Source organism: Catenuloplanes atrovinosus (genome assembly GCF_031458235.1).
Classification (GTDB): Bacteria; Actinomycetota; Actinomycetes; order Mycobacteriales; family Micromonosporaceae; genus Catenuloplanes; species Catenuloplanes atrovinosus.
Map to the genome: position 1 here is coordinate 32,658 of NZ_JAVDYB010000001.1, position 13,150 is coordinate 45,807.

Here is a 13,150-nt window from a genome sequence, read left to right on the forward strand (position 1 = left end):
GGGCCGGTTCCCACCCCGCACGGGTGAATCAGGCGTCGACGACCTCACCCAGACCGGTGGCGACCAGGTCGTCGCGGATCAGCGCCGCGTCGCCCTCCACCACCATGGTCAGGCCCTCCGGGTGCAGGTGCGTGGCCGCGGCCGCGGAGACCTCGTCCACGGTGGCGGAGAGCAGCGACTCGCGCAGCCGCGGGTAGTAGTCGTCCGGCAGCCCGTGCACGACCAGCGTGGTCAGCGCGCCGGCGATCGCGCCCGGCGTCTGCATCTCCACCGAGAGCTGCCCGGCCCGCCAGGAGCGCGCCACCGCCAGTTCGTCCTCGGTGACGCCGCCGGACCGGGTACGGGACATCTCGCCGATCGTGTCGACCAGCGCCGGGGCGGTGAACTTCGTCTGCACGCCCGCGCTGATCAGCAGCCGCCCGAAGCGCCGGGCCAGCCCGAAGTCGCCGCGGATGCCGTACGTGTACCCGCGCACCTCCCGGATCAGGTGGTTCAGCCGGGACGTGAACGCGCCGCCGAGCACCGTGCCGGTGAGCGTCATCGGCACGTAGTCCGGGTGCGCGCGGTGCGGCGCCCGGTGCCCGAGCCGCAGCGTGGACTGCACCGAGCCGGGCCGGTCCACCAGCAGGATGCGCCGCGAGTCCGCGACCGGAACGTCCAGCGGCCCGTCCGAGGAGAACGGCGCCGGCGTGGTGCCGGCGAACGCGGTCGCGGCCAGTGCGTCCAGGTCGAGCACGTCCAGGTCGCCGACCACGATCAGCACGCCGGGCCGGGTCAGCCAGGTGCGGTGGAACGCCAGCACGTCGTCCACGGTCACGGCCGCGACCGACTCCGGGTCGCCGTGCAGCGGCCGGCCGTAGCGGTGGCCCGCGCCGAACAGGTCCGCGCGCAGCGCCGCGTCCGCGCGCGGGCCGGGCGAGGCCCAGTCCATCTTCAGGCCGGTGACCTCGTCGTCGCGGACCCGCTCCACGTCCTCCGGGCGCAGCGCGGGCGTGCGGGCCGCCTCCGCGACCAGCTCCAGCGCGCGCGGCAGCAGGTGTGCGGGCGCGGACGTGCCGACCAGGAACGTGTCCCAGTCGGCCGAGGTGGACAGCTCCGCGCCGAGCCCCTCCAGCGCCAGCGCGTACGCGGTGGCGTCCCGCGTGGCGGTGCCCTCCTCCAGCGCCTTGGCGACCACCGACGCGAGGCCCTCGCGGCCGGCCGGCTCGTGCCCGGCGCCGCCGTCGAGCAGCAGCGTCGCCACGGACAGCGCCTGCCCGGGCAGGTGCGCGGCGATCACCCGGCCGCCGGCGACCTCGCGCCGGACGATGCGGGGGAACACGTACGGCCGGGGCGCGCCGGTCCCCGGGCGCTCGGAAACCAGCGTCACTTGTCGTTCTCCTCTGCGGGCTCGGAAGGCAGGTAGACCAGCGTGACCCGGCTGCCCGCGGTCAGCGTGGCCGCCGCGGCGGCGAGCTCGTCGCGCGTGACGGAGAGCCAGGACGGCAGCTGGTCGCGGATGGCCGCCGGGTCGCCGAGCTGCGTGGCGTACCGGCCGAGGAGGTCGGAGCGGCCGCCCGCGGTGGAGACCTGGCGCCACCACTGCGTGGTGAGCAGCGCCTTGGCGCGCTCGATCTCCTCGTCCGTGATGTCGCCGGCGGCCAGCTCGTCGAGCACGCCGGTCAGGCCGGCCTCCAGCGCGTCCGCGTCCACGCCGTCCTTCGCGGTGGCCGAGACGATCAGCGGCGCGGGCGCGTGGGCCAGGTCCACGCCGTACGCGCCGACGTTGTCCGGCTGGGCGAGCCGCGCCTCGTCGACGAGCCGCCGGTAGAGGCGGCTGCCGCGGCCGTTGCCGAGCACGCCGGCCAGCACGGTGATCACGTCGTACTCCCGGGTGCCGAACGGCGCGGTGCGGTGCGACAGGTAGAACCGCGGCGCGGGCACGTCCGAGCGGACCACCTCGCGGGCCGGCTCGGGCAGGCCGCCGGGCAGCGCGGAGTCCGGCGGCGGCGGGACCTCGCCCGCCTCGATCGCGCCGAAGTACTTCTCCGCCAGCGCGAACACCTCGGCGGCGCCGGCGTCGCCGGTGACGGTCAGCACCGCGTTGTTCGGCCGGTAGTAGGTGGTGTGGAACGCCTGGAACGTGGCCAGGTCCGCCGCGTTCAGGTCCTCCATCGATCCGATCGTGGAGTGGTGGTACGGGTGGCCCGCCGGGTAGAGCAGCGGCAGCAGGCGCAGCCACGCGTCGCCGTAGGGCACGTTCTCGTACCGCTGGCGGCGCTCGTTCTTCACCACCTCGCGCTGGTTGTCCAGGGTCTCCTGGGTGAGCGCCGGCACCAGGCCGCCCATCCGGTCGGCCTCCAGCCAGAGCGCCAGCTCCAGGTGCTCGGCCGGCACGGTCTCGAAGTAGTTGGTCCGGTCCGGGTTCGTGGTGGCGTTGAGCGAGCCGCCGGAACCCTGGATCAGCTTCATGTGCTCGGTCTTCGCCACGTGCGCCGACCCCTCGAACATCAGGTGCTCGAAGAGGTGCGCGAAACCGGTCTGGCCCTCCGGCTCGTGGCGTGAACCGACGTCGTACCAGAGGTTCACGGCGACCACGGGTGCGGAGCGGTCCTCACTGACCACCACCCGCAGGCCGTTGCCCAGCCGGGTGGTCTCGATGGGCCACGGATATCCGGTGCCGGTTCCACCGGGCGCGTTCGCTGACGGCACGCAGCCTCCCTCTCACAGTCGGGGCAGGCTTCCCAGTATCCCCGCCGATCGTCCGTGGAGAGGGTCAACCGCCGGGGGTACGCGCAGGGCGTACCCCCGGGTGATCCTGGTCTCTAGACGCGGCCGTATCCGGCGCCCGCCCGGACCAGTGCGGGCACGGACGAGGGCGCGTCGAGCGTGTACGCGTAGTACGTGGACGGCTCGACCACGCTGCCGGACGTCTCCAGCGGGCCGGAGTTGACCAGCGTGTTGTTGCGCGCGACGGCCCGGCCGGGGCCGGAGTCGGCATAGCCGCTGGCGGAGAAGAGCGGGTACGGCACGTTCTCGAAGTAGTTGCCCTCCACCACCAGGCCGGCGTTCTCGGTGGACGCGGCGCCGTAGAGCTCGTTGTTCAGGAAGTAGTTGTTGTAGACGTGCACCGGCTCGCCGAAGCGCACGCGCGGGTGCCGCTGCCGGCTGTTGTCGAACCAGTTGTGGTGGATGCTCACCCTCAGGTGCCCCACGTCCGTGCCGGCCGCCCCGTCCGAGTGGCTGATCAGCATGCTCTTGTCCGAGTGGTCGAAGTGGTTCCACGAGACGGTGACGAAGTCGGCGCCGCGCACGACGTCGATCGACCCGTCCACGGCGTCACGGAACGTGTTGTGGTCGATCCAGACGTGGTGCGACTCCTGGCCGACGTTGATCGCGTCGTCCTCCGCGTTGGTGAACAGCAGGTTCCGGACGATCACGTTGTACGACCGGTAGAGGTCCAGGCCGCCGCCGTTGATCCGGCCGTTCGTACCGATGCCGATGATGGTCTTGTTCGGCCGGACGCCCTGCTTGCTGCTGATCTCGATGAGCCCGTTCACCTGGATGACCAGCGGGCCCACGGTGTCGATGTACTCCAGGAACTGGTCCGCGTGCGTCGCGGTGACGACGGTGCCGCCCGCGCCGCCGGTGGTGCCGGTGCCCAGCGAGGCGAAGCCGGTGGGCGCTGACTCGGCCGCGTGCGCGGCGCCCGGGAGCGCGAGGCCCGGTAGCGCGGCGGCGATCGGGGTGGCCGCGGCGGCGGTCAGAAGGGTGCGGCGTCGCATGGTCTGCCTCTCGGTCGGGTGACGGCACGGCGGTGCGCCGGGCCGATCCGCGGGTGGCAGACCCCTCGGTGTCTTCCGCGGGACGTTACGGGGCGCGACTGATAGATGTCAATCGATGAAAAGCCGATGCGTGGAATCCGTCTAGATCTTGCCCACGCCCGCGCCGGCGGAGACGATCGCGGGGACGTCGGCCGCCGGGTCGAGGCGGTACGAGTAGTACGTGGACGGCTCGACGACCGTGCCGCGCGTCTCGATCTCGTGGTTGACGTCGACCAGGATGTTGCCGCGCGCCACCAGCCGGCCCAGATCGCCGCTGAAGTCGACGCGGCCCGGGTTGTTCACGCTCTCGAAGTAGTTGTTCTCCACCACCAGGCCGGCGTTCATCGCGGAGACGATGCAGTAGCTGGCGTTGCGGCAGTAGTTGTTGAACACGTGCACCGGCTCGCCGAACCGCACCCGCGGATTGCGCTGGTCGGAGCCGTCGAAGAAGTTGTGGTGGTACGTGACCCGCAGCCGCCCGACGTCCTGCGCCGCGTTCTCGTCGTCGTGCCCGAGCAGCATGGTCTTGTCGTGGTCGTGCGTGCGGTTCCAGCTCACCGTGATGAAGTCGGAGCCGCGCTTGATGTCGACCAGGCCGTCGTCCCCACAGCACAGGTCGTTGTGGTCGATCCACACGTGGTGCGTGAACATCTGCACGTTGATCGCGTCGTCGGTGGCACCGCTGAACCGCAGGTTCCGGATGATCACGTTGTGCACCGCGTCGGCCGGCGGGGAGGTCACGTCGTCGTCCACCGGCAGCCCGATGTTCAGCCCGCCGCCGCGGATCTCGGCCGTGGCGCCCAGCCCGATCAGCGTCTTGTCCGAGGTCACCTGGTGCATGCCGTCCGAGCTGCCGGTGGGCAGCGTGATCGCACCCTGGACCTGGATCGTGTACGGCCCGGTGCGCGACAGGTAGTCGATCAGCGTGTCCGCGGTGCCGACCGTGACCGTCGGGCCGCCGGCGCCGCCGGTGGTGCCGTTCTGCCCGAGCGCGTTCACGGACGCGAACCCGATGGGCGAGGACTCCGCCATGGGTACGGGCCCGGCGTGGGCGCCACCGGTCGTGGCGACGAGGAACGCGGCCGTGACGAGCGCGACGACCGGCCGGAGACGTGTTCTGGACATGGGTCTGCCTTCCGTGCGAGCGGAGGCTCAGGTGGCAGACCCTGAGACGGAACCCGAATCTAAGCCGGGTCGTCGATCCGTGTCAATCGATGCGAAAACTGTCGTACCCCGGTGTTTGACTGCGGACATGATTCTCGTACTGGGGCCCGGCGGCACGGTCGGGCGACGTGTGGTGGCGCGGCTGCGCGCCACCGGTTCCGAGGTGCGGCCGGCGTCCCGGTCCGCGCCGTCCCGTTTCGACTGGTCCGCGCCGGCGACGTGGGAGCCCGCGGTCACCGGCGCGAGCGCGATGTTCCTGATGGCACCGGACGGCGTGCCCGTCGATCCGGAGCTGGTCGCGCTGGCCGCCCGGTCCGGCGTGCGGCGCGTCGTGCTGCTCTCCAGCCGCTCGATCGACGTGATGGGCGACGACCGGCTGCTCGCGGCCGAGCGCGCCGTCCGCGACGGCGGCACCGAGTGGACCGTCGTGCGCGCCGACTGGTTCGACCAGAATTTCGACGAGGGCTTCCTCCGCCCGGCCGTGGCGGCGGGCACGGTGGCGATCCCGGTCGGCGGCGTGCGCCAGACGTTCGTGGACGCCGGTGACATCGCCGCCGTCGCGGTCGCCGCGCTCACCGGTGACGGCCACGCGGGCGCGACCTACGAGGTGACCGGCCCGGAGGCGCTCTCGTTCGGCGAGGCCTGTGCGATCGTCGCCACGGCCTCCGGCCGCGAGGTGCGCTTCGACGGTACGGAGGGGGCGTACCGTGCCGCGATGTCCTCCTTCGGCGTTCCCGCCGATCAGATCGCGCGAGACGTGGCCGCGTTCGCCGCGCTGGCCGCCCAGGGCGACTCCGTTCCGCTGGACACGGTGGAGCGCGTCACCGGCCGCCCACCGAAGCGCTTCGCGGACTACGCGGCCGACGCCGGGTGGTGAGCCGGCAGCGCGTCGATCGCGGCGATCAGGCGTTCGCGCAGCGGCCGGGCCCGCGCGGCGAAGCTCCGCTGCGCGGCGGCGTACTCGGCACGGCCCTCCGGCGTCTCGATCCGCACCGGCGGGTAGCCGAGCGCCGCCAGGTCGTACGGGCTGGCCCGCATGTCCAGGCTCCGCACGTCGCAGGCCAGCTCGAACGCGTCCGCCACCAGCTCCGACTCCACCAGCGGGCCGAGTTTGTAGGCCCACTTGTAGACGTCCATGTTCGCGTGCAGGCAGCCGGGCTGCTCCAGCTCGGTCTGCCGCTCGCGGGTCGGCTGCAGCACGTTCAGCGGACGGGCCGGTGCGGTGAAGAACCGGAACGCGTCGAAGTGGCTGCACCGCACGCCGCGCTCCTCCACCAGGGCCGCGGTGTCGTCCGGCGACAGGCGCAGCGGCCACGCGTTGTGCCGCACCTCCTCCTGCGTCTGCCGGTAGACCATGGCCCACTCGTGCATGCCGAAGCAGCCGAACTGCGCCGGCCGTGCCGCGGTCGCGGCCAGCAGCGCCCGGATCCACGCCACCGACTCGCCGCGCTTGGCCAGGAACGCGTCGTGGTCGAAGGCCGGCCCGCTCTCCAGCGTCACGCCGTAGCCGGGATGCCAGCGCCGCAGCTGCGCCGGCCGCAGCGAGTAGTACGAGAACAGGAAGTCCAGCACCGGGTGCTTGACGCCACGGCGGCGCCGCTCGAGGTGCGGCACGATCCACGCGTCGACGCGCGCCTCGTGCGCGGCCTCCCGGGCGCGCCAGGTCCGCTCGTCGAGAAGGGGCATCCATCAAGCGTAGGACGATGGGTTGCATGATGATGAGACGGGCCGTGGCGGCCGACCTCCCGGCGATCGTGGAGTTGCTGGCCGACGACGAGCAGGGGCGGAAGCGGGAGACGGTGGCAGACCTCACTCCGTACCGCCGGGCCTTCGAGCTCCTGGACGCCGATCCGGCGCAACTGCTGGTGGTGGCGGAACTCGACGGTGTGATCGTGGGCACGCTGCACCTGACGGTCATCCCCGGCTTGGCGCACCGCGGCCGCACCCGCGGGCTGGTCGAGGCGGTGCGGATCGCGTCGGACCGGCGTGGCCAGGGGCTGGGCGCCGAGCTGATGCGCTGGACCGTCGACGAGGCGAAGCGGCGCGGGTGCTCGCTGGTGCAGCTCACCTCGCACGGCCGGCGCACGGCGGCGCACCGCTTCTACGAACGGCTCGGCTTCACGCCCAGCCACGTCGGTTTCAAGCTGGAGATTTAGGCTCGACGGCATGCGCTTTGCTCGTTTCGTTCACGCCGGTGGGGTGTCGTTCGGAGTGGTCGAGGGCGAGGCCGGCGCCGGCCTCGCCGGACTGACCGTCGCCGAGATCGACCGGACCCCCTTCGAGCCGGTCACGTTCACCGGAAAGCGGTGGGCCGTCGCCGACGTCCACCTGCTCGCCCCGATCTTCTCCAGCAAGGTGATCGGCATCGGCCGCAACTACGCCGATCACGCCGCCGAGCTGGGGAACGCGGTTCCCAAGGAGCCGCTGATGTTCCTCAAGCCGTCGTCGTCCGTGATCGGACCGAACGACACGATCCGCCTGCCCGTGCAGTCCCAGCAGGTCGAGCACGAGGCCGAGCTGGCCGTGGTGATCGGCGGCACCGGCCCGGTCAGCCGGATCGACCGCCGTGACGCCGACAAGGTCATCTTCGGCTACACCTGCGCGAACGACGTCACCGCCCGTGACCTCCAGAAGAACGACGTGCAGTTCACCCGCGCCAAGGGCTTCGACTCGTTCTGCCCGGTCGGCCCGTGGATCGAGACCCGGCTCGACGTCTCCGACCTGGAGGTGCGCTGCGAGGTCGGGCGCGCCAACGAGGTCCGCGAGGTGCGCCAGCTCGGCCGCACCAAAGACATGGTCTTCGATGTGCCGTCCCTGGTGTCGTACGTCTCGCACGTGATGTCGCTGCTGCCCGGCGACATCATCCTCACCGGTACGCCCGCCGGCGTCTCCACCATCACGGACGGTGACATCGTCTCGGTCCAGATCGAGGGCATCGGCGAGCTGAACAACCCGGTCGCGGCGCGCTGACCTGCATCGGGATGCCGCCCGGCGGGCGCGCGGGGAATATGCCCGAACGCCGGGCGGCGGCCCGATTTGGCGGGCACCATGGGGTCAGGTAAAGTTCTTTCCGGCGCCGCAAGCGCCGATGGGGTATGGGGTAATTGGCAGCCCGACTGATTCTGGTTCAGTTAGTCTAGGTTCGAGTCCTGGTACCCCAGCAACGTAACCCGAAAGGGTCACGAAGCTGGATCTGGTAAGGTTCCAGCGGCCGCCAGCCAAGGCGGCTCGGCAAGAGAGCAGGGCAGGCAGGGCCAAGCAAACCAGCTTGGAGAGCCTGGTAAGGTAGTAAGAGCAAGATCAAGAAAGTCCGAGGTCCCGTCGTCTAGCGGCCTAGGACGCCGCCCTCTCAAGGCGGTAGCGAGGGTTCGAATCCCTTCGGGACTACATCGAGGCCCGTCTCACGACAGTGAGGCGGGCCTTTCCCTTTCTCCCATCTTTCCCGATCATGCACGGTCGAGTGGCATCTTTCGGAAAGAAAGACCCGCCATTGCTGCGAGTCGCCGGCCGAACCCCTCACCCGGCCGGATGCGCCGGCTTCGAACGCCTGAGGCGCCGGTCCCGCACGGCTTCCGGCGCGGCCGGTTTTGTGCGGTTGTAGGGGTCGCCGGTTTGTGCGGTTGCCGTCGTGGCCGGTTGTCGACGTTTCCGGCGCGGCGGGTCTTGCGGGGTTGCCGGGGCGGCTGACTTCCGGCCGGTTGCCGACGGTTTCCGGCGCGGCGGATTCGCGCGGTTGTTGGGGTGTCCGGCTTCCGGCGCGGCGGTTGTGCGCGGCAGCCAGGGCTGCCGGTTCTGGACGGCCTCCGGCGTGGCCGGCTTTGCGCGGTAAACGAGGGGCAGCCCGCTCCGCACGGATACCGGCCCGGCCGGCCAGCTGGCTGTCTAATCGGCCACGCAGTCAACAGCTGTCGTCGGCGGCGTGCGGGACGTGAGTGCGGTCACCCGGTTGCGGTCCGCGGCGCGTTCGCGGGTGGACCGCTTGCAGAAAGCCGCGTGGTCTTGCATTTTCACGGCGATCCGGCTGCGGCCCGCCGAAGCCACCGTGGTTCTACGCGTTGTCCCGCCACGTGGACCCCCGGACAAGGCCCGGACCGCCCGCCGCCTTTCTCGACGCCGCGTCTCGCGGGAGAGGCCGGACCGCACGCCTCGATCACGGCGAAGGATTCGCATCCCGCGACCGGGTCTGTACTCCGCACGGTCGCGGCGTCGCGCCGGCCTGCACGACCGATGACGACGTCATGCGGGTCCAGCGGTGGCGTGCCGCTGGCGGCACGCCCGGGACAACCCCGGCAAGCGACCACACCGAAAACGCCTAGGCGACAGGAAGCGCTGCCTGGAGTGGCAGGCCGGCAAGCAACCATGCCGCGTCTCGCGGGAGAGGCCGGACCGCACGCCTCGATCACGGCGAAGGATTCGCATCCGGCGACCGGGTCTGTACTCCGCACGGTCGCGGCGTCGCGCCCGCCTGCACGACCGATGACGACGTCATGCGTGGCGTCATGCGGGTCCAGCGGTGGCGTGCCGCTGGCGGCAAGCCCGGGACAACGCGGCAAGCGACCACACCGAAACGCCTAGGCGACAGGAAGCGCTGCCTGGAGCGGCGGGCCGGCAAGCAACCATGCCGGCAGTAGCAGGACAGGAAGCCACCGATCCGTACCGCTAAGGCGGCACGTGGCCACGCCGGGAGCGGCAAGGCGAAAGGAACCACGCCGGGAGCGGCAAGGCGAAAGGAACCACGCCGGAAGCGGCAAGGTGAAGGAACGCACGCCGGCACCGGTAGGGCGGCGGGGAAACGCGCCGCACGCGGCATGGCGGCCACGCCGGACGTGACCACCCGCCGTGCCACGACCTCCGTCCCGGGTGAGCCGCCAGGCAGGCGGCCGTGCCGGAAGCGGCACGATGCCAAGGCACACGCCGGAGACGCAAGGAGGCGCGCGGGAAGCGGCAACCAAGGCCCCGGAACGTCAAGGCACACGCCGGGAACGCAGACGCGGCAGGAATCCCAGCGGCAATCGAGCCACGCCGCAGGCGGCGTACCGGCCAACAGTCCCGAGAGCCGGAAACCGCGAGGCAGATCCCCGAAACTCCCCGAAACTCCACGCGGCGAGTCACAACCGGCCCACCGCAACCCCGCAAGACCGCCGCGCCTCTACAACCCCGAGAGCCGTTGCCCGGCCCGGACCACCGCCATCGCATGACGGTCGCCCGGGCGCCGTCCCAGTCGCTCGATCGGTCCGGAGATGCTCACCGCCGCGATGACGCGGCCCGTCCGGTCCCGGATCGGGGCCGACACGCTCGCCACGCCCGGCTCCCGTTCCGCCACGCTCTGGGCCCACCCGCGGCGCCGGACCTCCGCCAGCGTGCGGCCGGTGAACTTGCAGCGTGGCAGCAGCGGCATGACCGCCTCCGGCGGCTCCCACGCCAGCAGGATCTGCGCGGCCGAGCCCGCGGTCATCGGCAGCACCGATCCGACCGGAACCGTGTCCCGTAGCCCGCTGGCGCGCTCCGCCGCCGCGACGCAGAGTCGTTCGTCGGCCCGGCGCAGGTAGAGCTGGGCGCTTTCGCCGGTCGCGTCGCGGAGCGCCGCCATCAGCGGCTCGGCGGCGGTGAGCAGCACGTCCGGCGCGGCGTTGGCCAGCTCGCCCAGGCGGGGGCCGGGGCGCCAGCGGCCCTGGGTGTCGCGGACCAGCATCCGGTGGATCTCCAGGGCCTGCGCGAGCCGGTGTGCCGTTGCGCGCGGCAGCTTGGTGCGCTCGACGAGTTCGGCCAGGCTGGCGCCGTCGACACAGGCGGCCAGGATGACCACCGCCTTGTCGAGAACGCCGACACCGCTCATACTGTGTCCCACAAGCCGAAACATACCTCCCAGAATTTAGGATGTCCAGATGGTGGGAGCCAATCCACAGCCCGCTTCGCCGCGGACCCTGGCCGAGAAGGTCTGGGACGCCCACGTGGTCCGATCGGCCGAGGGTGAGCCGGATCTGCTATTCATCGATCTCCATCTCCTGCACGAGGTGACCAGCCCGCAGGCGTTCGACGGACTGCGCCTCGCGGGGCGCGTGGTGCGGCGGCCGGACCTCACGCTGGCGACCGAGGATCACAACACCCCGACGGGGTACGACGACCCGTCGTTCAACGCCCGCCGCGGCGAGCTGATGACGATCCTCGACCCGACGTCGCGCACGCAGATCGAGACGCTCCGCAAGAACTGCGCGGAGTTCGGGGTGCGCCTGCATCCGCTCGGCCACGAGCAGCAGGGCATCGTGCACGTGATCGGCCCGCAGCTCGGCCTGACCCAGCCCGGTCTGACCATGGTCTGCGGCGACTCGCACACCGCCACGCACGGCGCGTTCGGCGCGCTGGCGTTCGGCATCGGCACCAGCGAGGTCGAGCACGTGCTCGCCACGCAGACGCTGCCGCAGGCCCGGCCGAAGACCATGGCGGTGACCGTGGTCGGCGAGCTCAAGCCCGGCGTCACCGCGAAGGACCTGGTGCTGGCGCTGATCACGCAGGTCGGCACCGGCGGTGGCCGCGGCCACATCGTGGAGTACCGGGGCGAGGCCATCCGCAAGCTCTCCATGGAGGGCCGGATGACCATCTGCAACATGTCCATCGAGTGGGGCGCCAAGGCCGGCATGATCGCGCCGGACGAGACCACGTTCGAATACCTGAAGGGCCGGCAGTACGCGCCGACCGGCACCGCGTGGGTCGAGGCCGTGGACTACTGGCGCAGTCTCGCCACCGACGAGGGCGCGGTCTTCGACACCGAGGTGATCCTGGACGCGGACGCGATCAGCCCGTTCGTGACCTGGGGTACCAACCCGGGCCAGGGCGTGGCGCTGGACGGCGTGGTGCCGAGTCCGGCCGACTTCGACGGCGAGACCGAGCGTGCCGCCGCCGAGCGGGCGCTGGAGTACATGGACCTCACCCCCGGCACCCCGTTACGCGAGATCCCGGTGGACGTTGTGTTCGTGGGCTCGTGCACGAACGGGCGCCTGGAGGACCTGCGCGCCGCGGCCGACGTGCTGCGGGGTCACCGGGTGCGCGACGGCGTACGCATGATGGTGGTCCCCGGCTCCGCCAAGGTGCGCGAGGCGGCCGAGGCGGAGGGGCTGGACAGGGTCTTCACCGAGGCCGGTGCGGAGTGGCGCTTCGCGGGCTGCTCCATGTGCCTGGGCATGAATCCGGACACGCTGAAGCCCGGCCAGCGCTCGGCGTCGACCTCGAACCGCAACTTCGAGGGACGCCAGGGCAAGGGTGGCCGCACCCACCTGGTGTCGCCGCCGGTCGCCGCCGCCACCGCCGTCCTGGGCCACCTCGCGGCCCCCGCGGACCTGTAGCCGAAAGGGTTTCCGGACATGGAGAAGTTCACCGTGCACACCGGCTCCGCGGTACCGCTGCGGCGCTCCAATGTGGATACGGATCAGATCATTCCCGCCGTGTACCTGAAGAGGGTGACACGGACGGGCTTCGAGGACGGTCTCTTCAGCGCCTGGCGCGAGGACCCGGCATTCGTGATGAACAATCCCGCCTATTCGTCCGCATCGATTCTCGTTGCGGGACCGGATTTCGGCACCGGGTCATCGCGCGAACACGCGGTGTGGGCCTTGCACAACTGGGGATTCCGCGCCGTGATCTCGCCGCGCTTCGGCGACATCTTCCGCGGCAACTCGCTCAAGGAGGGCCTGCTGCCGGTCGAGTTGGACCAGTCCGCGGTCGAGACGCTGTGGGATCTGGCGGAGCGCGACCCGGCCGCGCGGATCGAGGTCGACCTCGCCGAGCGGCAGGTACGGGCGGACGGCCACGTCTGGTCGTTCCCGATGGACGACTTCAGCCGCTGGCGCCTGATGGAGGGCCTGGACGACATCGGCCTGACGTTGCGGCATCAGGACGCCATCGCGGCGTACGAGGCGAAACGCCCTTCCTTCAAGCCTTCCCTGGCCTGACGGGCACCTCAGGTACGTGCCGGAACCAGCCGGCGAGAACCCCGATAACAGCGGGACTTTCACCCCCGCGAGACCGCCGAATCGTTGCCGCCAGGGCGCTTCAGCCCGGCCGACGAGGTCTCGCGGGGGTGATTCCGTTGCGACACAAGGACTTTTTTCCCACGGATGTTTGTATCTGCTGCTCCCAGGGCATACCGTGCGCGCAGAATCATTGTGTAACAGTCCATTCGCTTCATC

The 13,150-nt window shown here is 71.2% G+C and carries 11 protein-coding genes and 2 tRNA genes; 7 read left to right on the forward strand and 6 right to left on the reverse strand.

The window, feature by feature from the left end; genetic code table 11:
- Positions 1 to 28: 28 nt before the first annotated feature.
- The 4 genes from J2S41_RS00130 to J2S41_RS00145 all read right to left on the reverse strand — a co-directional run bounded on the left by J2S41_RS00130 (position 29) and on the right by J2S41_RS00145 (position 4,928).
- Positions 29 to 1,369: a M16 family metallopeptidase gene (locus J2S41_RS00130; RefSeq protein WP_310361391.1), complete on the reverse strand. Its 1,341-nt coding sequence runs from the start codon at positions 1,367 to 1,369 to the stop codon at positions 29 to 31.
- Positions 1,366 to 2,691 (reverse strand): M16 family metallopeptidase, encoded by a 1,326-nt coding sequence (locus J2S41_RS00135; RefSeq protein ID WP_310361394.1) that lies wholly within the window; start codon positions 2,689 to 2,691, stop codon positions 1,366 to 1,368. Before J2S41_RS00135 ends, J2S41_RS00130 begins: the two co-directional genes overlap by 4 nt.
- 113 nt (positions 2,692 to 2,804) lie before the next feature.
- Positions 2,805 to 3,764 carry a pectate lyase family protein gene (locus tag J2S41_RS00140; RefSeq protein WP_310361397.1) on the reverse strand — a complete coding sequence of 320 codons (960 nt, stop codon included), beginning with the start codon at positions 3,762 to 3,764 and terminating at the stop codon, positions 2,805 to 2,807.
- Positions 3,765 to 3,905: 141 nt separating this feature from the next.
- Positions 3,906 to 4,928 carry a pectate lyase family protein gene (locus J2S41_RS00145; RefSeq protein WP_310361399.1) on the reverse strand — a complete coding sequence of 341 codons (1,023 nt, stop codon included), beginning with the start codon at positions 4,926 to 4,928 and terminating at the stop codon, positions 3,906 to 3,908.
- A 127-nt stretch (positions 4,929 to 5,055) separates the two neighbouring features.
- Between J2S41_RS00145 and J2S41_RS00150 the strand changes: the two genes are divergently transcribed.
- Entirely contained in the window at positions 5,056 to 5,844 is a 789-nt protein-coding gene (locus tag J2S41_RS00150; protein WP_310361402.1) for a Rossmann-fold NAD(P)-binding domain-containing protein, read from the forward strand.
- Here the strand turns inward: J2S41_RS00150 and J2S41_RS00155 are convergent.
- A complete protein-coding gene (locus J2S41_RS00155) occupies positions 5,820 to 6,653 on the reverse strand; it encodes a 3-methyladenine DNA glycosylase (RefSeq protein WP_310361405.1) in 834 nt (277 codons plus the stop codon). The two genes, J2S41_RS00150 and J2S41_RS00155, sit on opposite strands and share 25 nt — an antisense overlap.
- A 26-nt stretch (positions 6,654 to 6,679) precedes the next feature.
- Here J2S41_RS00155 and J2S41_RS00160 point away from each other — a divergent pair, with 26 nt between their 5' ends.
- The 4 genes from J2S41_RS00160 (at position 6,680) to J2S41_RS00175 (ending at position 8,354) form a co-directional block, all read left to right on the forward strand.
- Entirely contained in the window at positions 6,680 to 7,123 is a 444-nt protein-coding gene (locus J2S41_RS00160; RefSeq protein WP_374728095.1) for a GNAT family N-acetyltransferase, read from the forward strand.
- 10 nt (positions 7,124 to 7,133) lie between these two features.
- Positions 7,134 to 7,937, forward strand: a complete 804-nt coding sequence (locus tag J2S41_RS00165; RefSeq protein ID WP_310361411.1) for a fumarylacetoacetate hydrolase family protein — start codon at positions 7,134 to 7,136, stop codon at positions 7,935 to 7,937.
- 119 nt (positions 7,938 to 8,056) lie between these two features.
- Positions 8,057 to 8,128 (forward strand) — tRNA-Gln (locus J2S41_RS00170).
- Between the two features lie 153 nt (positions 8,129 to 8,281).
- Positions 8,282 to 8,354: transfer RNA gene (locus J2S41_RS00175), tRNA-Glu, on the forward strand.
- Between the two features lie 1,762 nt (positions 8,355 to 10,116).
- Here the strand turns inward: J2S41_RS00175 and J2S41_RS00180 are convergent.
- Positions 10,117 to 10,803, reverse strand: a complete 687-nt coding sequence (locus J2S41_RS00180) for an IclR family transcriptional regulator (RefSeq protein WP_310376203.1) — start codon at positions 10,801 to 10,803, stop codon at positions 10,117 to 10,119.
- A 49-nt stretch (positions 10,804 to 10,852) separates the two neighbouring features.
- Here J2S41_RS00180 and leuC point away from each other — a divergent pair, with 49 nt between their 5' ends.
- A complete protein-coding gene (gene leuC / locus J2S41_RS00185) occupies positions 10,853 to 12,307 on the forward strand; it encodes a 3-isopropylmalate dehydratase large subunit (protein WP_310361414.1) in 1,455 nt (484 codons plus the stop codon).
- 18 nt (positions 12,308 to 12,325) lie between these two features.
- On the forward strand, positions 12,326 to 12,913 hold the full coding sequence (leuD, locus tag J2S41_RS00190) for a 3-isopropylmalate dehydratase small subunit (protein WP_310361416.1): 588 nt from the start codon (positions 12,326 to 12,328) through the stop codon (positions 12,911 to 12,913).
- The last annotated feature ends 237 nt before the right edge of the window (positions 12,914 to 13,150 follow it).